Source organism: uncultured Microbacterium sp. (assembly GCF_945952435.1).
Taxonomy (GTDB): domain Bacteria; phylum Actinomycetota; class Actinomycetes; order Actinomycetales; family Microbacteriaceae; genus Microbacterium.
The window spans coordinates 93,929-115,872 of the sequence record NZ_CAMFHZ010000009.1; the positions used below are offsets into that span (position 1 = coordinate 93,929).

Genomic DNA, 21,944 nt, shown 5'->3' on the forward strand with positions numbered 1-21,944 from the left:
GGTGGGCCGGCCTCTCAGATCGAGTAGTCGGGCATCTCGGGGACCGAGAGGATCCGCGAAGTGCTCTCTCCCGCCCCGCGGGCCCTGGCCCGGGCGGGAACCCCGGTGAGCACCGAGTCGGGTGCCGCGTCCTTGGTGACGACCGCATTGGCGCCGATCGCGCTCCGGGCGCCGATCACGACGGGACCCAGGATCTTCGCGCCCGCGCCGACGACCACCCCGTCCTCGAGCGTGGGGTGACGCTTGCCGGCGTCGCGTGTGCGGCCGCCCAAGGTGACGCCGTGGTACAGCATGACGTCGTCGCCGATCTCGGCGGTCTCCCCGATGACGACCCCGGAGCCGTGGTCGATGAAGAACCGCCGTCCGATCTCCGCCCCCGGGTGGATCTCGATCCCGGTGAGCCAGCGGGCGATCTGCGATCCGAGCCGGGCGGGGAACCTCCACCCGCGCCGCCAGAGGGCGTGGTCCAGCCGGTGCGCCCAGATGGCGTGCAGGCCGGGATACAGCAGCGCGATCTCGAGCCCGCAGCGGGCGGCGGGGTCGCGGAGTCGGGCGGATGCGACGTCCTCGCGCATCCGCCCGATCCAGGACATGCCGGAGCCCATCAGTCCTCGCGCAGATCCTCGAAGAGAGCGGTGGACACGTAGCGCTCGCCCGTGTCGGGCGCGATGACGACGATCGTCTTGCCGGCGTTCTCGGGGCGGGCAGCCACCTTGAGCGCCTGGGCCACGGCCGCGCCGCTGGAGATGCCGACGAGCAGCCCCTCCTGCGCGGCGAGGGCGCGGGCGGTCGCGAGGGACTCGTCGAACCCGGCGGTGATGATCTCGTCGATGACCTCGCGGTCCAGGATGGCGGGGACGAAGTTGGGTCCGATGCCCTGGATCTTCGCCGGGCCCGCGTGACCCTGCGAGAGCAGGGGGGAGTCGGTGGGCTCGACCGCGATGACCTGCACCTCGGGCTTGACCGCCTTGAGGGCCTGGCCGACCCCGGTCACTGTGCCGCCGGTGCCGACGCCCGCCACGAACACGTCGACCGCGCCGTCCGTGTCGCGCAGGATCTCCTGCGCGGTGGTCTCGCGGTGGATCTGCGGGTTCGCCGCGTTCTCGAACTGACGTGCCCAGACCGCGCCCGGCGTGGTCTCGATGATCTCCTGGAGCTTCTCGATCGCGCCCTTCATGCCGAGCGTCGGGTCGGTGAGCACGAGCTCCGCGCCGAACGCCTTGAGCAGCACGCGGCGCTCCTTGGACATCGACGCCGGCATCGTGAGGATGACGCGATAGCCGCGGGCGGCCCCGACCATCGCCAGCGCGATGCCGGTGTTCCCGCTGGTGGCCTCGACGATCGTGCCGCCGGGCTTCAGCTCTCCCGAGGCCTCCGCCGCGTTGACGATCGCGATGCCGATGCGGTCCTTGACGCTCGAGCCCGGGTTGAACGACTCGAGCTTGACGAGCACGTCCGCGCCCAGCCCCTCGGTGAGCCGGTTGAGCTTGACCAGAGGCGTGTTGCCGAACGTGGTGGTGACGTCGGAGTGGATTCCGGGCATGTCTGACCTTTCGAATGCGGGGCAGGGGTGCAGCACAGCCTAGGGCGAGCCGGTGTGCGCCCGGTGATTGTGACGCCACGATTACGCTGGGATCCGTGCCCGTCCCGCTCTCCGAAGCCCTCCGCCGTGCCACCGCCGATCTCGCCGCGTCGGGGGTGCCGGATCCGACGCTCGATGCGGAGCTCCTCGCCGCGCACGTCCTGACGCTCGGACGAGGGGGCGTCCAGGCGGCGGTGATCCGGGGGGATCTGCTGGACGACGCGGACGCGGCCGTGCTGGACGGGCTCGTCGCGCGTCGGGCGGCACGGGAGCCCCTGCAGCATCTGACCGGGACGGCGCCCTTCCGACACCTCGAACTCGCCGTCGGACCCGGCGTGTTCGTGCCCCGGCCCGAGACCGAGATCGTCGCGCAGTTCGCGATCGACGCGCTGCTCGCGGCGGCCACGCCCACGCCGATCGGCGTCGATCTGTGCACCGGATCCGGGGCGATCGCCCTCGCCCTCGCCACGGAGGTGCCGCACGCGCGTGTGCACGCGGTCGAGCTCTCCGAGCAGGCGCACGCCTGGGCGCTGCGCAACACCGCGGCCCAGGCGAACCTCGTCCTCGTCCGCGGCGACCTCTCCGAGGAGCTGCACGAGCTCGACGGCACGGTCGACGTCGTCGTGTCCAACCCTCCCTATGTTCCGGACGACGCGATCCCGCGCGACCCCGAGGTGCGCCAGTTCGATCCCGCGCTCGCGCTCTACGGCGGGGCGGACGGTCTCGACGTCGTCCGGGCGATCAGCCGGAGGGCGCTCGCCCTGCTGCATCCCGGCGGCACGCTGGTGATCGAGCACGCCGAGGTCCAGGGAGCCGCGATCCGTGCGCTGCTCGCGGACGACGGGTGGCTCGCGACCGCGACGCACCAGGATCTGACCCGGCGCGACCGCGCGACGACCGCGATCCGACCCTGACGCGGCCCTCGGCGGATCTTCGGCGGCGTGGCCGTAGACTGGGGCGGTCATGTCCTCCGTCTACGATTGCCGCGACGCGGATCAGATCCTCACCGGGATGCGCCTCGCGCGTCAGGCCATCGGCCGCGGTGAACTGGTCGTGCTCCCCACCGATACCGTCTACGGCGTGGGCGCCGATGCATTCAGCCCCGCCGCCGTGCAGCGACTCCTCGACGCCAAGGGGCGCGGTCGGCAGCAGCCTCCGCCGGTGCTGGTCGCGGGCGTTCCGACGCTCTCCGCGCTCGTGGAGACCGTACCGGAGCCGGTGCAGCGGCTCGTCGACGAGTTCTGGCCCGGCGGCCTCACCGTGATCCTGCCCGCGCAGCCTTCCCTCGTCTGGGACCTCGGCGAGACGCACGGCACGGTGGCCGTGCGCATGCCGGACGACCGGATCGCGCTGGCGCTGCTCGAGGAGACCGGGCCGCTCGCGGTCTCCAGCGCGAATCTGACCGGCGAACCCGCCGCGGTCGAGGCGTCCCAGGCGGAGCGGATGCTCGGCGACCGCATCGCCGTGTACCTCGAGAACGGTCCTGCGGCGAAGGGCGTGGCCTCCACGATCGTCGACGCGACCTCGCTCGTGCGCCCCGGTGGGGACGACGCGAAGGTGCGTGTGGTCCGTGAGGGAGCGATCTCCCGCGAGGAGCTCGGCCGCGTGCTCGGGGATCTGCTCGAAGAGCGCCGATGAAGCAGTACCTGTTCACCGTGATCCTCACGGCCGCGGTGACGCTGGTCTGTTCCTGGGGGGTGTGGCAGCTGAGCCTACGGTTCAAGCTGTACCCGGGCATTCGCGAACGCGACGTGCACACCACGCCGACGCCGCGGCTCGGGGGAGTGGCGATGCTCGTCGGCATCATGGCCGCGTTCGCCGCCTCGGCCGCGAGCCCCTTCTTCGGGATCATCTGGGCGCAGCCGCAGACGATCTGGGCGGTGCTCGGCGCCGTGCTGCTGATCGCCGTGGTCGGCGTCGTCGACGACCTGTGGGATCTCGACTGGATGATCAAGCTCGGCGCGCAGTTCATCGCCGCGGGGCTCATCACCATCGTCGGCGGACTGCAGATCCTGTCCCTGCCGCTCGCGGAGCCGGTGATCGGATCCAGCTGGCTGAGCATCGTCATCACGATGTTCGCGATCGTGGTCGTGATGAACGCCGTGAACTTCATCGACGGGCTCGACGGCCTCGTCGCCGGGGTCTGCCTCATCGCGAACGGCGTGTTCTTCGTCTACTCGTACATCATCGCCCGCGACACGGGACAGTCGAGCTTCTTCAACCTCGCCTCGTTCATCGCGGCCGTGCTGATCGGCGCCTGCCTCGGATTCCTTCCGATGAACTGGAGCCCGGCGAAGCTGTTCATGGGGGACTCCGGCGCACTCGTGCTGGGGCTGCTCATGGCTACGAGCGCGGTCGCGATCACCGGCCAGCTCAATCCCGCCGTGCTCACGGACGCGCAGATCGGCCGCTCCCAGCTGCTCGGCGCATTCATCCCGATCTTGCTGCCCGTAGTCGTGGTGCTGCTCCCGCTGCTCGACTTCGGGCTCGCGGTGCTGCGTCGCATGCGGGCGGGCAAGTCGCCGTTCTCCCCGGACCGCCTGCACCTGCACCACCGCATGCTCGACCTCGGCCACCGCGGTCGCGACGCCGTGCTCATCTTCTACGCGTGGACCGCCGTCATCTCGATCGCCGTCCTGCTCATGTACATCGGCTCCCGCGAGGGCTGGTACGGCGAGTACGCCGCCGGCGTCGTGTTCGGCGTCGTGGGCATCGCCGCCTGCCTGGTCGTCACCCTGATCCCCTCGCGTCCCCGCACGGATGCCCTCCCGACCCCGCACGACGCCGCGGGTCCCGTCCCGAAAGAGCCCTCCCGATGAGCACCCCCGCCGGCAAGAGCCCCGTGACCAGCACCCCGATCCTGCGCGCGACCCTGATCGCCTCGGCGATCGCCGCCGTCGTGCTCGCGGTCGTCGCCGCGATCCTCGGCGGCGTCTTCCGCGGAGGAGCGGGAGTCGTCAGCGGTCTCGTCGGCGTGCTGATCGCCGTGCTCTTCCTCGCCATCACCGCGATCAGCATCCTCGTCGCCAACCGGTGGTTCGGCGAGGCGCTCTACGTGCAGTTCTTCTTCGCGATCGTGCTCGGGGGCTGGTTCGTCAAACTCGCGCTGTTCGTGGTGCTCATGCTCGTGCTGCGCAGTCAGCCCTGGCTCGAGCCGGTGGTGTTCTTCTGGTCGCTCCTGGCCGGAGTGCTCATGTCGCTCGCCATCGACGTCGTCGTGCTCACTCGGATGCGGCTGCCGCACGTCAGCGACACGTCGCTGCCGACCGTGGCCCCGGAGGACGTCGCACCCTCCCGGCAGACTCCTGACGCGGATTCAGGCAACTCACCGGTCTGATAGGCTGGATCCGAGCCCGCTCGTCACGCGAGCGCTGCGCTGAGAAGCACACCGACCGACGCCCCGGTAGCCCCCGGTGCCCCGAAGCTGGAGCCCGCGCTGTTTAATCTTGCTGCGACCATGATCCCTCGACTGGCCAACGACAGCGGTTTCCACGGCCCGTCGATGGACGAGTTCTTCCCCGAGATCGTCTTCAACGTCTTCGGCGTCCCGATCCACCGGATCCACCTGGTGCAGTTCATCTCGGTCGTCGCCGTCGTGCTCGTCCTGGTGCTCGGCACCCGCCGGATGAAGGTCGTCCCCGGCCGCTTCCAGAGCGTCGTCGAGATGGGCCTCGGCTTCGTCCGCGGCGGCATCGCGCACGACCTGCTCGGACGCAAGGACGGCGACCGCTTCCTGCCGATCCTCACCACGATCTTCTTCATGACGCTGTTCATGAACATCACGGGCATCATCCCGCTCCTGAACATCGCCGGAACGAGCATCATCGGCGTTCCGCTCCTGCTCGCGGTGATCAGCTACGTGACGTTCATCTACGCGGGCATCAAGAAGAGCCCCAAGAACTTCTTCAAGAACGCCCTGTTCCCCTCGGGCGTGCCGTGGCCGGTCTACATCATCGTGACGCCGATCGAGTTCATCTCGACGTTCATCGTCCGCCCGGTCACCCTCACGCTGCGACTTCTGATGAACATGGTCGTCGGGCACATGCTCCTCGTGCTCTGCTACTCGGCCACGGCGTTCTTCTTCTTCACGGCGGGCGGCGGCTGGGCCGCGCTCGGCGTGGGAACCCTCGCCTTCGGCGGCGCGTTCACGGTCTTCGAGATCCTGGTCGCCGTCCTCCAGGCCTACGTCTTCACCGTCCTCACCGCGGTCTACATCCAGCTCGCGGTCGCAGAAGAGCACTGACAACCCCTGCGGGCGGCGAACCTGCCGCCCACAACGAAAGGAAAAATCCGTGGACGCTACTACGGTTCTCGCAGCAGTCAACGGCAACCTCGCGACGATCGGCTACGGCCTCGCCGCCATCGGCCCGGCCATCGGCGTGGGCATCGTCGTCGGCAAGACGATCGAGGGTGTCGCCCGTCAGCCCGAGCTGGCCGGTCGCCTGCAGGTCCTCATGTGGATCGGTATCGCCTTCACCGAGGCGCTCGCGTTCGTCGGCATCGCCGTCGGCTTCATCCCCTTCCCGTAATCCGCCCCGAATCCCGAAGGAGACAGGATGCTGAACGCTCTTGTCACGCACCTCGCGGCCGAGGAGGAGGCGCACAACCCGCTCCTCCCCGCGTGGTACGACCTGGTCTGGTCGGCGCTGTGGTTCGTCGTGATCCTCATCGTGGTGTGGAAGGTCGCCCTCCCGCGCTTCACGAAGATGCTCGACGAGCGCTCCGCGGCCATCGAGGGCAACATCGCCAAGGCGGACGAGGCCCAGAAGCAGGCCGAGGCCGCGCTGGAGGAGTACACCCGCCAGCTCGCCGAGGCGCGCACGGAGGCCGGCACGATCCGCGAGACCGCCCGTGAGGACGGCAAGAAGATCGTCGCCGAGGCGAAGGAGAGCGCATCGGCCGAGGCCGCGCGCATCACCGCCGCCGCGCACTCTCAGATCGAGGCCGAGCGCCAGACCGCGCTCGTCACGCTGCGCTCCGAGGTCGGCGGTCTCGCCCTCGACCTCGCCGGCGGCGTGGTCGGCGAGTCGCTCTCGGACGACGCCCGCGCGACGGCCGTCGTGGACCGCTTCCTGGCGGACCTCGAGGCCTCCGAGGCGGCGAAGTAATGGGCAGCGCGACCGCTCAGGCCCTCGTGGCGACGAGCAACGATCTCGGCGCCGCGCAGGGGATCACCCTCGACGTCGCCGGTGAGCTCTTCGCCGCCACGCGCCTGATCGGTGACTCCACCGCGCTGAGCGGCGCGCTCGCCGATCCGTCCGCCCCGGTCGAGGCGCGGACGGCACTCGTGTCGCGCGTCTTCGCCGGCGCCTCCGCGCCCGTGCAGGAACTGCTCAAGAGCGTCGTCGCCCAGCGCTGGTCCTCCGCCGCCGACCTCGTCGACGGTGTGGAGGAGCTGGCGATCCGTGCGACGGCGATCGCCGCACCCGAGGCCGACATCGAGGGCGAGCTGTTCTCGGTCTCGCGCCTGGTGGCGGACAACGCAGAGCTCGAGCTCGCGCTCGGCGGCCGCCTCGGCGGCGCCGAGGGCAAGTCGGCGCTCGTGCAGAAGCTCGTCGAGCCGAGCGTCAGCCCGGCCACGACCCTGGTCGTCACCTCGCTCGTGCGGGAGCCGCGCGGGCGCCGGGTGCGCCGGCTGCTCAACCGTGCGATGCGGATCGTCTCCGTGCAGCGCGAGCGACTCGTCGCGACGGTGCACACCGCCGTGCCGCTGAGCGCTCAGCAGCGGGATCGCCTTGCGGCGGTCCTCGGCGCCCGTTACGGACGTACGATCGCACTGAACGTGGTCACCGACCCCGCCATCGTCGGGGGCCTGCGCGTGCAGGTCGCAGACGACGTCATCGATGGCAGCATCGCCTCCCGCCTCGCCGATCTCCGGCAGAAGCTCGCGGGCTGAATCAAGAACTTCGCGCGGGTCGACCGCGCACCTGTATACAAAGGGAAGACAATGGCAGAACTTTCGATCAGCCCCGACGTCATCCGTGACGCGCTGAAGGACTTCGTCGCCGCGTACGAGCCGACGTCCGGCTCGGCGACCGAGGTCGGCACCGTCATCGACGCCGCGGACGGCATCGCGCACGTCGAGGGACTTCCCGGCGTCATGGCGAACGAGCTGGTGACCTTCGCGAACGGCACCAAGGGCCTCGCCCTGAACCTCGACGAGCGCGAGATCGGCGTGGTCATCCTCGGCGACTTCGGCGGCATCGAGGCCGGCCAGGAGGTGACCCGCACCGGCGAGGTCCTCTCCGTCCCGGTCGGCGACGGCTACCTCGGCCGCGTGGTCGACCCGCTCGGCAACCCGATCGACGGCCTCGGCGAGATCACCCCGCTCGACGGCGTGCGCGAGCTCGAGCTGCAGGCGCCCGGCGTCATGCAGCGCAAGTCGGTGCACGAGCCGATGCAGACCGGTATCAAGGCCATCGACGCCATGATCCCGGTCGGCCGCGGCCAGCGCCAGCTCATCATCGGCGACCGCCAGACCGGCAAGACGGCGATCGCGATCGACACGATCATCAACCAGAAGGCCAACTGGGAGTCCGGCGACGTCAACAAGCAGGTCCGCTGCATCTACGTCGCGATCGGCCAGAAGGGCTCGACCATCGCCTCCGTCAAGGGCGCGCTGGAAGAGGCCGGCGCTCTGGAGTACACCACGATCGTCGCCGCCCCGGCGTCCGACCCCGCCGGCTTCAAGTACCTGGCGCCCTACACCGGTTCGGCCATCGGCCAGCACTGGATGTACGGCGGCAAGCACGTCCTCATCGTGTTCGACGACCTGTCGAAGCAGGCCGAGGCCTACCGTGCCGTGTCGCTGCTGCTGCGCCGTCCGCCGGGCCGCGAGGCTTACCCGGGCGACGTGTTCTACCTGCACTCCCGTCTGCTGGAGCGTTGCGCGAAGCTGTCCGACGAGCTCGGTGCGGGATCGATGACGGGTCTTCCGATCATCGAGACCAAGGCGAACGACGTCTCGGCCTACATCCCGACCAACGTGATCTCGATCACCGACGGTCAGATCTTCCTGCAGTCCGACCTGTTCAACGCCAACCAGCGTCCCGCGGTCGACGTGGGCATCTCGGTCTCGCGCGTCGGCGGCGACGCCCAGGTCAAGTCGATCAAGAAGGTCTCCGGCACGTTGAAGCTCGAGCTCGCGCAGTACCGCTCGCTCGAGGCGTTCGCGATGTTCGCGTCCGACCTCGACCAGGCATCGCGTCGTCAGCTCGCTCGCGGTGCGCGCCTGACCGAGCTGCTCAAGCAGCCGCAGTACTCGCCGTACCCGGTCGAGGACCAGGTCGTCTCGATCTGGGCCGGAACCAACGGCAAGCTCGACGAGATCGAGGTCGAGGACGTGCTGCGGTTCGAGCGCGAGCTGCTCGACCACCTGCGTCGCAACACGACCGTGCTCGACACCCTCCGGGAGACGAACGTCCTCGACGACGCCACCGTCGCGGAGCTTGAGAAGGCCACCGACGCCTTCATCCTCGAGTTCCAGAGCGGCGCCGGTCACGGCATCAGCGCGCTCGGTCACGAGGAGCACGCGGCCGCGGACGTCGACGACGTGAACCAGGAGAAGATCGTCAAGGGCCACCGCGCGTAATCGCGGGGGAAACTGAGATATGGGCGCACAACTCCGGGTCTACAAGCAGAAGATTTCTTCTGCTCAGACGACCAAGAAGATCACGAAGGCGATGGAACTCATCGCGGCTTCGCGCATCCAGAAGGCGATGGCGCGCGTGCACGCGTCCTCGCCCTTCGCGCGGGCCGTGACGAGGGCCGTGTCCGCCGTCGCGACGCACTCCAACGTCGACCACCCGCTCACCCGCGAGCCCGAGACGATCCGCCGCTCCGCGGTCGTGATCTTCTCGAGCGACCGGGGACTCGCCGGTGCGTTCAACTCGCAGATCCTCCGTGAGGGCATGGAGCTCGCCGAGCTCCTGCGCTCCGAGGGTCGGGAGCCGGTGTTCTACCTCGTCGGTCGCAAGGCCGTCGGCTACTTCCAGTTCCGCGGCGTCGCGTCCGCGGCGGAGTGGACCGGCGACACCGACACCCCGTCGTTCCACACGGCGGAGGCCATCGCGGCGACCCTGCTCGAGGACTTCGAGCGCGGCGGCGAGGAGAACGGCGTCGACGAGATCCACCTCGTCTACAACCGGTTCGTCAGCATGATGACCCAGTCGCCCGAGACGGTCCGCCTGCTTCCGCTGGAGATCGCGGAGGCCGACGAGTCCGAGGCAGGCAACACCGTCTACCCGCTGTACGAGTTCGAGCCGGATGCGGCGACGGTGCTCGACGCCATCCTGCCGGTGTACATCCAGAGCCGCGTCTTCAACGCACTCCTGCAGTCGTCCGCCGCCAAGCAGGCCGCGACGCAGAAGGCGATGAAGTCCGCCAGCGACAACGCCGACAAGCTCATCACCGACTACACCCGCCTGCGCAACAACGCGCGTCAGGCGGAGATCACGCAGCAGATCGCCGAGATCGTCGGCGGCGCCGACGCCCTGGCGTCGAGCAAGTAAGACCCTCAGGAGAGAGACGAAGATATGACTGCCACCGCCACGGCCGACACGGCCAAGACGGTCGTCGGGCGCGTTGCTCGCGTCAACGGACCGGTCGTCGACATCGAGTTCCCGCACGACTCGATCCCCGACATCTACAACGCGCTGAAGACGACGATCACCATCGGCGAGGAGTCGACGGAGATCACGCTCGAGGTCGCGCAGCACCTCGGCGACGACCTCGTCCGCGCGATCGCCCTCAAGCCCACCGACGGCATCGTCCGCGGCCAGGAGGTGCGCGACACCGGCGCTCCGATCTCGGTCCCGGTCGGCGACGTCACCAAGGGCAAGGTGTTCAACGTGATCGGGGAGGTGCTCAACGCCCCCGACGGCGAGACCGTCGAGGTCACCGAGCGCTGGCCGATCCACCGCAAGGCGCCCAACTTCGACCAGCTCGAGTCGAAGACCCAGATGTTCGAGACCGGCATCAAGTCGATCGACCTGCTCACCCCGTACGTCCAGGGTGGGAAGATCGGCCTGTTCGGCGGCGCGGGCGTCGGCAAGACCGTCCTCATCCAGGAGATGATCCAGCGCGTGGCGCAGGACCACGGCGGTGTGTCGGTGTTCGCCGGTGTCGGCGAGCGGACCCGTGAGGGCAACGACCTCATCCACGAGATGGAGGAGGCGGGCGTCTTCGACAAGACCGCCCTCGTCTTCGGCCAGATGGACGAGCCGCCGGGGACGCGTCTGCGCGTCGCCCTGAGCGCCCTGACCATGGCGGAGTACTTCCGCGATGTGCAGAAGCAGGACGTGCTGCTCTTCATCGACAACATCTTCCGCTTCACGCAGGCCGGTTCCGAGGTCTCCACGCTGCTCGGCCGCATGCCGTCCGCGGTGGGCTACCAGCCGAACCTCGCCGACGAGATGGGTGTGCTCCAGGAGCGCATCACGTCGACCCGCGGTCACTCGATCACCTCCCTGCAGGCGATCTACGTGCCGGCCGACGACTACACCGACCCGGCTCCGGCGACCACCTTCGCCCACCTCGACGCGACGACCGAGCTCTCCCGTGAGATCGCGTCGAAGGGCCTCTACCCGGCGATCGACCCGCTGACCTCGACCTCGCGGATCATGGACCCCCGCTACTTGGGCGAGGACCACTACCGCGTGGCCACCACGGTCAAGCAGATCCTGCAGAAGAACAAGGAGCTGCAGGAGATCATCGCGATCCTCGGTGTCGACGAGCTCTCGGAAGAGGACAAGATCGTCGTCGCCCGCGCGCGCCGGATCCAGCAGTTCCTCTCCCAGAACACCTACATGGCGAAGAAGTTCACCGGTGTCGAGGGCTCCACGGTTCCGCTCAAGGACACGATCGAGTCCTTCGACGCGATCTGCCGCGGTGACTTCGACCACGTGGCCGAGCAGGCGTTCTTCAACGTCGGCCCGATCTCGGACGTCGAGGCGAACTGGGCGCGCATCCAGAAGGAGAACGCCTGAGCATGGCGCTGCACGTCAGCCTCGTCTCCGCCGACGCGGAGATCTGGACCGGAGAGGCCAGCCTCGTCGTCGCCAAGACCGTCGAGGGCGAGCTGGGCTTCATGGCCGGGCACGAGCCCGTGCTCGCCATCCTCGCCGAGGGCCAGGTCCGGATCACGCAGCTCGACGGGACCAAGGTCCTCGCGAGCGCCCGGGACGGCTTCGTCTCGATGGAGGGCGACACGCTGACGATCGTCGCGGGCAACGCGGCGCTCGTCGCCTGATCCCCCTCCTCACCACGGAAGCGCCGGCCCTCAGGGGTCCGGCGCTTCCGTGGTCTCCGGCCTGCGCCGGCGCCCGTCGACGTCGACTCCGAGGAGCCCCTTCATGATGATCCTGCTTCCCCCGTCCGAGACCAAGAGGGACGGCGGCGCTCCGGGACCGGCGGACGTCTCGTCCTGGGCGTTCCCGGGCCTCGCCGCGCCGCGCGGCCAGGTGCGCGAAGCGCTGATGGCGCTCGCGGGCGATCCCGCGCAGACACGGCGAGTGCTGAAACTCAGTGAGAAGCAGCTCGCCGGCGCGGTGCGCGACAACGCGGGTCTCGCGGACGGGCCGGTCATGCCCGCGATCGATCGCTACACGGGCGTGCTCTTCGACGCGCTGGATACGGCATCCCTGGACGGTTACGCCCGTCGGTGGCTGGGCGCGCACGTGCGGATCCACAGCGCCCCGTTCGGACCCGTCGGGGCGCTCGATCCGATCCCGTCGTACCGACTCGGCGCGGCCGCGTCCGTGCCAGGGCTTCCCGCGCTGCGGCGGCACTGGGCGGAGTCGGTGACCGCAGAGCTGCGTGCCCACGCGCCGGACTTCGTGCTGGACCTGCGCTCGGAGGCGTACGTCGACCTCGGTCCGGTTCCCGACGAGGTCTCCTCGGCGTATGTGCGGGTCGTGACGGAGCAGGGCAAGGCGCTGAACCACTTCAACAAGCACGCCAAGGGTGCGCTTGTGCGACGGCTCGCGACCGAGCGCCCGCGCATCGGATCCGAGCGGACCCTGCTCGGCTGGGCGGCCCGATCGGGCGTCGTGATGCGTCGCACCGAGGAGTCCGGCGTGCTGGAACTGGTCACGGATCAGCCGACGGCCCGTAAATAGTTCTCAGCCCAGACTCAGGAAAGCGGTATGGTGTTCGCGTCGGCGCCTGTCTGGTGCGCCCGATGCACGGCATCATCACCATTTCCCGGAGGGAAAAATGAACGACTACGGATACGACTCAGGAGTGAGCGTCGCGGCCATTCTGATCGGCACCCTCGTGTGGCTGATCTTCGCTCTCGGCTTCTACGTGCTCGCTTCGATCTTCCTCATGAAGATCTTCGACAAAGCCGGTGTGCAGGGCAAGTGGCGTGCCTGGGTGCCGATCTACAACGGCATGGTGTTCCTCAAGCTGGCGGACTTGAACCCGTGGCTGGTGCTCATCGCGATGGGGGCATCGATCGTTCTCGGATGGATTCCGGTGATCGGGCAGATCCTCATCGTCGCGACGGCCGTGCTCTGGGTGCTCGCCGCCTGGCGTGTCGGCCTCAAGCTCCAGAAGGGCGCAGGCTGGGTGGTGCTCTACATCTTCCTGAGCATCGTCTGGTACGGCATCAACGCGTTCGACAAGTCTCGCTGGAACCCGAACATCGCCCCCGCTCCGTGGGCCGGCAACAACTTCTTCGGCGACCGTACGGTGTGGCAGGGGATCCCGGTGCAGCCGTCGGCGGCCGCCCCCGCCGGCTACGGTGCCCCGCAGGGCTACCAGGCTCCCGCGGCGCAGGGCTACGCACCGCCCGCCGCCCCGCAGGCTCCCGCGCAGGGCTTCCAGCCTCCGGCCGCTCCGCCCGCCGGTGCGCCGTCCGCCCCGCCGGCTCCGCCGGCGGGCGCTCCGGCAGCACCCGCGGCCCCGGTCGTGCCTCCGGCACCGCCCGTCACGCCGCCCGCCCCGCCGGCCCCTCCGGCCGCGACGCCCGACGCGCCGCACACCGAGGACACCGACGGCGGGGAGCACCGCCCGTCGTGAACTCTCGGAAGGCCCCCGGTCCCGGACCGGGGGCCTTCCGCATGCCGGAGGGTTGCTAGTTTGGAAGCATGAGCTCTGAGCGTCGTGTCGGTTCGTCCGGGCTCCTGGTCTCCTCCGTGGGACTGGGCTGCAACAACTTCGGACGCGCGGGGACCGCGACCGAGACCCTCCGCGGCACACGGGACGTGCTCGACGCGGCGATCGACAGCGGCGTGACGTTCCTCGACACGGCCGACATGTACGGCAAGGAGCCGGGCCTCAGCGAGACGCTCATGGGTGAGGCGCTCGAAGGCCGGCGCGATCGCGTGGTGCTGGCGACGAAGTTCGGCCACTCCGCGTACGAGATGGGGTACGACTTCCCCGCCGGCAAGGGGTCGCGTCGGTACATCCGCAGGGCGATCGAAGAGTCTCTGCGCCGCCTGCGCACCGACTGGATCGATCTCTACCAGCTGCATACCCCTGATCCTGTGACCCCGATCGAGGAGACGCTCGATGCGCTCGACGAGCTCGTCCGCGAGGGCAAGGTCCGCTACTTCGGGCACTCCAACTTCGCGGGCTGGCAGATCGCGGAGGCTGAGCTCCGCGCGGTTCGCAGCGGACGATTCGTCTCCGCCCAGAACCAGTACTCGCTGCTCTCGCGGGCGGCCGAGCGCGAGGTGCTGCCGGCGGTGAACCGGTTCGGGCTGGGCTTCTTCCCGTTCTTCCCGCTGCACAACGGCTTGCTCACGGGGAAGTTCACGCGCGAGGGCGGTCCGGGGGAGAGCCGGATCATGCGCACGCGTGCGCACCTCTGGGAGAACGCCCCCTGGGACGCGCTCGATGCCTACCGTGCCTTCTGCGACGAGCGCGGGATCACCATGCTCGAAGCGACGTTCGGCTGGCTGCTCGCGCAGCCCGGCGTCTCGTCCGTGATCGCCGGGGCCACGAGTCCCGCCCAGATCGAGGCGAACGCGCGTGCCGGATCGGCCTGGTCGCCCACGACGGAGGACGTCGCGGCGATCGACGCGCTCTTCCCCCTTCCGGAGGATCCGGCGGCATGACGCGGCGTCGTCATCCCGAATCCATTACGATATGGAGGACTTCCTCCGCCGGACCGACCGCACGAGGAAGGGGAGGACCTCAGTGAGTCAGAGCTCGACCGCGCAGACCCGCGACGTCGCGCTGGCCTCCGGGGAAACGGTGCTCCTGCGCTGGGCCGGTGCGACCGACACCGGACGTCGGCGCGAGAACAATCAGGACTCGTTCCTCGCTCAGTTCCCGCTGTTCGTCGTCGCCGACGGAATGGGTGGCCACGCCGGCGGGGAGATCGCCAGCCAGCGGACCATAGCCCGGCTTGAGGAGGCCGTGGCCGCGGGGGCGGTCACGGCGGAGACGATCGAGGCCGCGCTCATCGCTGCGGTGGACGACATCACGGCCCACCCCGAGACGACGGACGAAGGCACCGGGACGACGCTCACCGGAGTCTTCTTCGCGCTCGTGGACGGCGATGCGCGCTGGGTGTCGCTCAACATCGGCGACTCCCGCGTCTACTTGCTCCGTGACGGCGCGCTCAGCCAGATCACGACCGACCACTCCGTGGTCCAGGAACTCATCACCGCGGGGCGGCTCAGTCCCGAGGAAGCCGAAGGCCACCCCTACAGCAACGTCATCACGCGCGCGGTCGGAGTCAGCGAGGCCCTGCCGCCGGACTACCGCGAGCTGAGCGTGCAGGACGGCGATCGCTTCGTGATCTGCTCCGACGGGTTGACCAAGGAGCTCACCGACTACGGGATCCAGCACTTCCTCGGTCTGCACCCGACCGCGGACGCCGCGGCCGACGCGATGATGTCTGCCGCGCTGGAGAACGGCGGACGCGACAACGTGACGCTCATCGTCATCGACATCGCCCGACGCGGTCCCGGCGACGAGAGCGAAGAGACTTCCTCCACGGCTGAGCTTCCGACCGAGTAGTCCACCGGCTTCGGAGGAGGGCGCTCTCGGGCGCCCCGGATCCGCTGGGATGGCAGGCATGGATCCTGCCGACCCGATCGTCCTCCCGTCCCCGTCCGAACCGGGGCAGAGCGCTCCGCTGCCCCTCCTCGCGGCGGTCGTGCCGATCGTCACAGGGGTCGTGCTCTTCGCGGTCACGCGCTCGCCGCTCTCGCTGTGCTTCGCGGCGGTCGGCCCCGTCATGATCCTCGGCGCCTTCGTCGACGGCGTGCGCCGCCGACGGCGGGCGGCGCGTCGGGAGCGCGCGCAGGAGCAGACGGCCTGGGCGCGGATCGAGCGGGTCACGACGGAACGGACGGACGCGGAGCGGGAAAGGCTGCTCAGGGCCTCGCCGGACGTCGCGTCGTGTCTGCGCGAGGCGCCGATGCGTGGCGCCGGGATCGAGGACGGCATCCTTTTGACGCTCGGCCGAGGCGACGTCCCCTCGCCCCTGCGGTTCACGGGGACGGGGGATCGGGCGGAGGCGTTCCGAGCCTCCCACGCGGCGATTCCCGATGCTCCGGTCACCGCCGCCCTGGATCGAGGCGTGTGTCTGCGCGGCCCCTTCCCGATCGTGGTGGCCGTCGCGAGGGCGCTCCTCCTGCAGCTCGTGCTGCGGCATGCACCGGGAGCGATACGCGCGGAGGGCGACGGGGTCGACGCGCTCGGCCTCGACGGGCTGGACACGCGCGAAGGGCACTCCGCGGTCGCCGTGCATGTGGGACGGTCCTCCTCCGCGGCGATAGGGCCGCGGATCGCGCTGCTCCTGCCCGGACAGACAGCGCCGCCCGGGTACGAGACCATCGTGGACGTGACGGAGCCGCGGTTCGCGGAGGTCCGTTCCTCGCGGGGTACCCGCCGTTGCCGGGTGGAGGCCGTGTCCGCCGAGCAGGGGTCGGCTCTCCTGCGGCAGCAGGGCGAGCCCCGCCGGATCCCGCTCGCGCTGGGGCTCGGACAGGCGGGCGTCGGGGCGCCCCCGGCTGCGGGTTCGCTCGGGGTGGCTCTGGGCAGGGACGCCGACGGCCCGGTGGTCGTGGATCTTCTCGGAGACGGTCCACACGCGCTGGTGACCGGGGTCACCGGCGCCGGGAAGAGCGAGCTCCTCGTGTCCTGGGTCACAGCCCTGTGCGCCTCCCGTTCCGCCACCGAGGTCTCGTTCGTGCTGGCCGATTTCAAGGGCGGAACCGCGTTCGATCGGTTGCGGGGCCTGCCGCATGTCGCCGCCGTGATCACCGACCTGGACGCCGCGGGCGCCGAGCGCGGCGTGCGAAGTCTGAGGGCTGAGCTGCGCCGCCGCGAGTCCGTGCTCGCCGAACGCGGCGCGCGCAGCCTGGACGAGGCGGACGGGGCCCTGACGCGACTCGTGATCGTGGTCGACGAGTTCGCCGCCCTCCTCCACGAGCACCCCGACCTGGCGTCGGTCTTCACGGACATCGCCGCGCGGGGTCGTGCGCTCGGACTCCACCTGGTTCTCGGCACGCAACGCGCGACGGGCGTCGTTCGCGATGCGCTCGCGACCAACTGCCCGCTGCGCATCGCTCTGCGGGTGACTGATCCGGCCGACAGCAGGGCGATGATCGGGACCGACGGCGCAGCCGCACTCCCGGGGGACGGTCTCGGCAGGGGCCTCGCGCTCCTGCGCCGGCCCCAGGACGCCGTGCCGGTGATGTTCCGTGTCGCCCTGACCACGACGAAGGAGCTGGAGGAGGTCATCGCGTCGACGGCCGCGCAGCCGAGAGCCCGCAGTCCCTGGATGCCGTCCCTGCCGCGGCGCGTGACACGTCGCGAACTGACTTCAGCGCGGGGCGTCCTCGTGCTCGGCCTCGCGGACGAGCCGGAACGGCAGAGGCAGGTCCTGCGCGTCCTGCGCCCCGGTGATCGCGGAGTCGCCGTGCTCGGTGGTCCGGGCTCGGGCAAGACGACCGTCCTGTCCGCTCTCGCCGCACAGGTGGACGACTCGCTCTGGGTGCCCGGGGAGCTCGAACGCGCGTGGTCGGTCATCGCGGAGCTCGACGACGGCGAGCGTCCTTGGCCGTCGCTGCTTCTCGTGGACGATGTCGATCGGATCCTGGCCGGCTTCCCGCTGGAGTACGCGAGCCTATGGGCCGAGCGTCTGCAGCGGATCCTTCGGAGGATGGCCGAGCAGGAGCGTCTGGTCGCGATGAGCGCGGGACGGTGCTCCGGGGCGGTCGCGACGCTCGTGGAGCTGCTTCCGCAACGGGGCGTCCTGCGCACCGTGGGGCGGGCCGAGCACCTCGCGCTGGGAGGTGCGGCCGCCTCGTTCGATCCGGATCGTCCCGACGGTCGGGCCGTCTTCGGGACCACCGAGGTGCAGTGTGTGCTCCCGGACGACGACGCCGGGCAGGTTCGCGGAGACGCCGCACACGGTCGCACGCCTCTGTGGGAGCCGAGGGCCTCGCTCGTCGGCGTCGTCAGCGGCACGCCGACCCGGACGTCCGGGCAGCTCTCGGCCCGGTTCGGAAGCGCCGTGCAGGTGCTCGCCGAAGGGGATCCGCTGCTCCTCGTCGAGGGCCGCGCACTGTCGGACGAGCTCGTGGTGCTCGTAGGCGACCCCGACGCGTGGCAGCGCCGGTTCGCGCTGTGGCAGCGCGTCCAGCGAACGGGGGAGATCGTCGTGCTCGCCGAAGCAGGGCGGGAATTGCGCACCCTCGCGGGCGTGCGCGAGCTGCCGCCCTATGCGGATCCGTTCGCCGCGCGCGCCTGGACCGTCGACGAGGAGGGACGACCGGTGCGCGTCCGGCTCGTGGCGGAACCGGCGGCCGGACGAGGGAACCCGGGATGAGTCCACGCGGGCGATCAGCCCGGAAGGTCGGCGAACGTCGTCAGCGCGAGTCCGTGCGCCGCGGCGACCCCGGCGTTCACGACGTGCCCTCCTGCCACGTTCAGACCACCGGCGAGCGCGGCATCGGTCTGGAGCGCCTCGCGCCAGCCTCGTGCGGCGATCTGACGGACGTACGGCAGGGTCGCGTTGGTCAACGCCGACGTCGAGGTGTTCGGGACCGCGCCCGGCATGTTCGCGACGCAGTAGAACACCGTCTCGTGTACGCGGAACGTCGGGTCGTCGTGGGTCGTCGGGTGCGTGTCCTCGAAGCATCCGCCCTGATCCACGGCGATGTCCACGAGCACACTTCCCGGTCGCATCTCCGCGACCATGTCGTTCGTGACCAATTTCGGCGCCTTCGCCCCCGGGATGAGCACGGATCCGATCACGAGGTCGGATCCGACCACCGCGCGGCGCAGGTCGAGCGGGTTCGACGCCGCTGTCTTCACCCGTCCGCCGAAGAAATCGTCCAGGGAGCGCAGGCGGGCGATGTTGGTGTCGAAGATCGTCACGTCGGCGCCCATGCCCGAGGCGATCACGGCGGCGTTCGCGCCGGCGACGCCTCCGCCGATCACGGTGACGGTCGCCGGCCGGGTGCCTGGCACACCGGACATCAGAAGACCCAGTCCGCCCTGCGAGCGCATGAGAGTGTTCGCACCGACGATCGGCGCGAGGCGTCCGGCGACCTCGCTCATCGGCGCGAGCAGCGGCAGTCCGCCCGTGGCGAGCTGAACGGTCTCATAGGCGATCGCCGTCATTCCCGAGGCGAGCAACGCCTCGGTGAGCGGTCGGTCTGCGGCGAGATGCAAGTACGTGAACAACACCAGATCGCCGCGGAAGCGGTGGTACTCGCTGGCGATCGGCTCCTTGACCTTCAGCACCAGCTCGGCCCGCGCCCAGACTTCGTCCGCGTCGTCGAGCAGCGTCGCTCCCGCGTTCAGATAGTCGGCGTCGGACATGGAGGAGCCGGTACCGGCGCCCGCCTGCACGAAGACCTCGTGGCCGGCGAGCACGAGGTCGTGCACACCGGCAGGGGTCAGCGCGACGCGGAATTCGTTGTTCTTCACCTCGGTGGGGACGGAGATCCTCATCGTGGCTCCTTTCTCACTCGGTCGAGGCCCCTTCTGAGGACGCTCAGACTCCGGAACCGGGACGGATGGCCCCGACGTCGGCGCCGCCTCCGAGGACGGCGAGAGGGAGGGCCGCGGCGAGGTCGGCGACCTGGGCGTCGGTCAAGGCCCCCGCCCGGGCGAGCAGGGTGGCGGCCACGATCGTCGCGGCCCGGCCGGAACCGTCGAGCATCTTGAGTGCGACCGTGGTCCCGTCCGGCGCGACCATGACCATCACGCCCTCCGCACCATGCTTGGCGAAGACGCCGAGCCGCTCGATCGCGATCGTGTCGGGACGACCCGGCCCCTCGATGGTCCACGGGTTGTCCCGCACCGCGCGGACGAGCGCGCCGGCGACCCGGTGCATCGCGAAGGGCGACCGTTCCGAGGCGGTGCCGATCCGATGCAGCGCGCGCGCCAGGCCCAGCAACGAGATCGCGTGCACGGGGGCGCCGCATCCGTCGATCGCGGTCGCCGCGACGCGCTCGCCGCTCAGACGCTCGACGGTCTCCTTGATGTGCTGCTGCAGCGGGTGATCGAGGGAGAGGTAGTTCTCGGTGGGCCAGCCGTTCGCGAGACACGCCCGCAGCATGGTCGCGTGCTTGCCCGAGCAGTTCATCCGGATCCGCGCCTTTCCGGCGTGGTCGCGCACGAGCTCGTCGCGGGTCGCGGAATCGCCCGGCCAGTCCGCGGGGCAGCCGAGATCGTCCTCGGTGAGGCCGCCCTCGGCGAGGATCTCACGGACCACCGACGCATGCCGATCCGTTCCGATGTGGCTGGCCGTCGAGAGCCCGAGCTGCTCGCCGTCGAGCACCGCGCCCGCGGTGAGAGACGCGATGGCCTGCAGCGGCTTGAGGCTCGAGCGCGGCAGCACGAGAGCGTCCGGGTTGCCATGACGTGCGAGCACTTCGCCGTCGGGGGAGAGGACGACCGCGGCACCGATGTGGCGGGATTCGATGAAACCGTTCCGCTCGACGACGGCGAGCTCCACGGCATCTTGGACGGTCAGAGTCTGCACCACGCCTGCCAGCTTAGTCCGCGGCGACCGCGGTGCCGGAGTCCGATGGCACCATGGACCCATGGCCATCGGAACACATCGCTACGCACTGCGCACCACGTGGACGGGGGATCGCGGTACCGGCACGTCCGGATACCGGGACTACGACCGTGCGAGCACGATCGCGGTCGCGGGCAAGCCCGATCTGCTCGCGTCCTCCGACAAGCCGTTCCGCGGGGATCCCGCGCGATGGAACCCGGAGGACCTGCTGCTCGCGGCGCTGTCCGAATGCCATCTGCTCTCGTACCTGCACGCCTGCGTCGGTGCAGGAGTCGTCGTCGTCGGATACGAAGACGAGGCGACCGGCACCATGCAGGAGGACGGCCGCGGCGGGGGAGCCTTCACCGAGGTGACCCTGCACCCGATCGTCACCGTGTCGGACGAGTCGATGCGGGAGGCCGCGCTCGCCGCGCACGCACAGGCGAACGCCTGGTGCTTCATCGCCAACTCGGTGTCGTTCCCCGTGCACCACGAGGCGACCATCCTCGTCAGAGACGCTCGTGCGGGAGAGCCTGCTTGATCTTCTCGATCGTGCCGTGCGCCGGCACCTCGTTGTAGACGCCCGCGAGTTCCTGCTCGCTCAGCGCGTGGATCCCCGCCATGATCTCGTCGGTCGCTCCACGACGGGCGCGCCCTGACGTCGCGGGACCGTGGTGCGAGAGATCCAGGGGCTCGCCGAAACGGATCGTGACGCGGGTCCCGAGCTTCGGCAGGGTGGCTCCCACGGGCATCGCCTTGTCGGTTCCGATGACCCCGACCGGGACCACCGGTGCGCCGGTCTGCAGCGCGAGGAAGGCGGCCCCCGTCCTGCCTTTATAGAGGCGGCCGTCAGTGGATCGCGTCCCCTCGGGGTAGAGCGCCACGGCCAGCCCCTCGTCGAGCAGTCGCCGCTGCTCGTCGAGCGCGTCGAGCGCGGCCTGGCCTGCTCCTCGGCGGACCGGGATGGCCCCCACGGCACGCATGAAGTTCGCGACGAGTCGGCCCTTCGCGCCCGTTCCCTCGAAGTAGCTCGACTTCGCGAGGAAGTGCACGCGACGGGGCGCGGACACCGGGATCGCGATCGAGTCGATGAAGGACAGATGGTTCGACGCGAGGATCACCGGACCCGTCTTCGGCACGTTGGCACGGCCTTCGACGCGCGGGCGGTAGACGATCCGGGCGAGCGGGGCGAGGATCACTCGCCCGAGCAGGTAGGTCGCGCCGGCACGATGCAGTTCGGCCGCGACCTCGTCGTCAGCGGATTCGGGGGCGTCGGGTGCGGGCTCCGGAGTCACCGATCCAGGGTAGAGCAGGGTCTATGCCGCGTCGGGAATGGGCGCGCCCACGGTCTTCGCAGGCGCACCTCCCAGCGCCGGCAAAGCGGAA

The 21,944-nt window shown here is 70.0% G+C and carries 23 protein-coding genes; 18 read left to right on the forward strand and 5 right to left on the reverse strand.

The window, feature by feature from the left end:
* Positions 1–14: 14 nt before the first annotated feature.
* Both epsC and cysK read right to left on the reverse strand, forming a co-directional pair.
* Positions 15–593: a serine O-acetyltransferase EpsC gene (gene epsC / locus Q0P88_RS06740; RefSeq protein WP_295012398.1), complete on the reverse strand. Its 579-nt coding sequence runs from the start codon at positions 591–593 to the stop codon at positions 15–17.
* A gap of 11 nt (positions 594–604) precedes the next feature.
* On the reverse strand, positions 605–1,543 hold the full coding sequence (gene cysK / locus Q0P88_RS06745; protein ID WP_295012400.1) for a cysteine synthase A: 939 nt from the start codon (positions 1,541–1,543) through the stop codon (positions 605–607).
* A 95-nt stretch (positions 1,544–1,638) separates the two neighbouring features.
* Between cysK and prmC the strand changes: the two genes are divergently transcribed.
* The 17 genes from prmC (at position 1,639) to Q0P88_RS06830 (ending at position 18,374) form a co-directional block, all read left to right on the forward strand.
* The gene (prmC, locus tag Q0P88_RS06750; RefSeq protein WP_295012402.1) at positions 1,639–2,496 is read left to right on the forward strand and encodes a peptide chain release factor N(5)-glutamine methyltransferase; all 858 of its coding nucleotides are present in this window, start codon (positions 1,639–1,641) and stop codon (positions 2,494–2,496) included.
* Between the two features lie 49 nt (positions 2,497–2,545).
* Entirely contained in the window at positions 2,546–3,220 is a 675-nt protein-coding gene (locus tag Q0P88_RS06755; RefSeq protein ID WP_295012404.1) for an L-threonylcarbamoyladenylate synthase, read from the forward strand.
* Positions 3,217–4,401: an MraY family glycosyltransferase gene (locus tag Q0P88_RS06760; RefSeq protein WP_295012406.1), complete on the forward strand. Its 1,185-nt coding sequence runs from the start codon at positions 3,217–3,219 to the stop codon at positions 4,399–4,401. Before Q0P88_RS06755 ends, Q0P88_RS06760 begins: the two co-directional genes overlap by 4 nt.
* On the forward strand, positions 4,398–4,919 hold the full coding sequence (locus Q0P88_RS06765; protein WP_295012408.1) for a hypothetical protein: 522 nt from the start codon (positions 4,398–4,400) through the stop codon (positions 4,917–4,919). Before Q0P88_RS06760 ends, Q0P88_RS06765 begins: the two co-directional genes overlap by 4 nt.
* Positions 4,920–5,039: 120 nt before the next feature.
* Positions 5,040–5,825, forward strand: a complete 786-nt coding sequence (atpB, locus tag Q0P88_RS06770; RefSeq protein WP_295012410.1) for a F0F1 ATP synthase subunit A — start codon at positions 5,040–5,042, stop codon at positions 5,823–5,825.
* A gap of 49 nt (positions 5,826–5,874) precedes the next feature.
* The gene (atpE, locus tag Q0P88_RS06775; protein ID WP_233310701.1) at positions 5,875–6,111 is read left to right on the forward strand and encodes an ATP synthase F0 subunit C; all 237 of its coding nucleotides are present in this window, start codon (positions 5,875–5,877) and stop codon (positions 6,109–6,111) included.
* Between the two features lie 27 nt (positions 6,112–6,138).
* Positions 6,139–6,690 (forward strand): F0F1 ATP synthase subunit B, encoded by a 552-nt coding sequence (locus tag Q0P88_RS06780; RefSeq protein WP_295012414.1) that lies wholly within the window; start codon positions 6,139–6,141, stop codon positions 6,688–6,690.
* Positions 6,690–7,478, forward strand: a complete 789-nt coding sequence (locus Q0P88_RS06785) for a F0F1 ATP synthase subunit delta (protein ID WP_295012415.1) — start codon at positions 6,690–6,692, stop codon at positions 7,476–7,478. Before Q0P88_RS06780 ends, Q0P88_RS06785 begins: the two co-directional genes overlap by 1 nt.
* A 51-nt stretch (positions 7,479–7,529) precedes the next feature.
* A complete protein-coding gene (atpA, locus tag Q0P88_RS06790) occupies positions 7,530–9,173 on the forward strand; it encodes a F0F1 ATP synthase subunit alpha (RefSeq protein WP_295012417.1) in 1,644 nt (547 codons plus the stop codon).
* Positions 9,174–9,192: 19 nt separating this feature from the next.
* A complete protein-coding gene (locus Q0P88_RS06795; RefSeq protein ID WP_295012419.1) occupies positions 9,193–10,092 on the forward strand; it encodes a F0F1 ATP synthase subunit gamma in 900 nt (299 codons plus the stop codon).
* Between the two features lie 24 nt (positions 10,093–10,116).
* Complete coding sequence (atpD, locus tag Q0P88_RS06800) at positions 10,117–11,568, forward strand: F0F1 ATP synthase subunit beta (RefSeq protein ID WP_295012421.1); 1,452 nt, start codon at positions 10,117–10,119, stop codon at positions 11,566–11,568.
* 2 nt (positions 11,569–11,570) lie between these two features.
* The gene (locus Q0P88_RS06805) at positions 11,571–11,831 is read left to right on the forward strand and encodes a F0F1 ATP synthase subunit epsilon (protein ID WP_295012422.1); all 261 of its coding nucleotides are present in this window, start codon (positions 11,571–11,573) and stop codon (positions 11,829–11,831) included.
* Between the two features lie 103 nt (positions 11,832–11,934).
* Complete coding sequence (gene yaaA, locus Q0P88_RS06810) at positions 11,935–12,699, forward strand: YaaA family protein (protein ID WP_295012424.1); 765 nt, start codon at positions 11,935–11,937, stop codon at positions 12,697–12,699.
* 97 nt (positions 12,700–12,796) lie between these two features.
* On the forward strand, positions 12,797–13,603 hold the full coding sequence (locus Q0P88_RS06815) for a DUF5684 domain-containing protein (protein WP_295012426.1): 807 nt from the start codon (positions 12,797–12,799) through the stop codon (positions 13,601–13,603).
* Between the two features lie 68 nt (positions 13,604–13,671).
* Positions 13,672–14,643 (forward strand): aldo/keto reductase, encoded by a 972-nt coding sequence (locus Q0P88_RS06820; protein WP_295012428.1) that lies wholly within the window; start codon positions 13,672–13,674, stop codon positions 14,641–14,643.
* 82 nt (positions 14,644–14,725) lie between these two features.
* Complete coding sequence (locus tag Q0P88_RS06825; RefSeq protein WP_295012430.1) at positions 14,726–15,553, forward strand: PP2C family serine/threonine-protein phosphatase; 828 nt, start codon at positions 14,726–14,728, stop codon at positions 15,551–15,553.
* Positions 15,554–15,611: 58 nt separating this feature from the next.
* A complete protein-coding gene (locus Q0P88_RS06830) occupies positions 15,612–18,374 on the forward strand; it encodes an FtsK/SpoIIIE domain-containing protein (protein ID WP_295012432.1) in 2,763 nt (920 codons plus the stop codon).
* 14 nt (positions 18,375–18,388) lie between these two features.
* Here Q0P88_RS06830 and ald read toward each other — a convergent pair whose 3' ends face one another.
* Together ald and Q0P88_RS06840 are read right to left on the reverse strand one after the other, a co-directional pair.
* Positions 18,389–19,504, reverse strand: coding sequence for an alanine dehydrogenase (gene ald, locus Q0P88_RS06835; RefSeq protein ID WP_295012434.1), 1,116 nt, complete (start codon positions 19,502–19,504; stop codon positions 18,389–18,391).
* Positions 19,505–19,547: 43 nt separating this feature from the next.
* Positions 19,548–20,543 carry an asparaginase gene (locus tag Q0P88_RS06840; RefSeq protein ID WP_295012436.1) on the reverse strand — a complete coding sequence of 332 codons (996 nt, stop codon included), beginning with the start codon at positions 20,541–20,543 and terminating at the stop codon, positions 19,548–19,550.
* Between the two features lie 58 nt (positions 20,544–20,601).
* Here Q0P88_RS06840 and Q0P88_RS06845 point away from each other — a divergent pair, with 58 nt between their 5' ends.
* The gene (locus Q0P88_RS06845) at positions 20,602–21,099 is read left to right on the forward strand and encodes an OsmC family protein (RefSeq protein WP_295012438.1); all 498 of its coding nucleotides are present in this window, start codon (positions 20,602–20,604) and stop codon (positions 21,097–21,099) included.
* Here Q0P88_RS06845 and Q0P88_RS06850 read toward each other — a convergent pair.
* Entirely contained in the window at positions 21,068–21,853 is a 786-nt protein-coding gene (locus tag Q0P88_RS06850; RefSeq protein WP_295012440.1) for a 1-acyl-sn-glycerol-3-phosphate acyltransferase, read from the reverse strand. The genes Q0P88_RS06845 and Q0P88_RS06850 overlap by 32 nt on opposite strands.
* Positions 21,854–21,944: the final 91 nt, after the last annotated feature.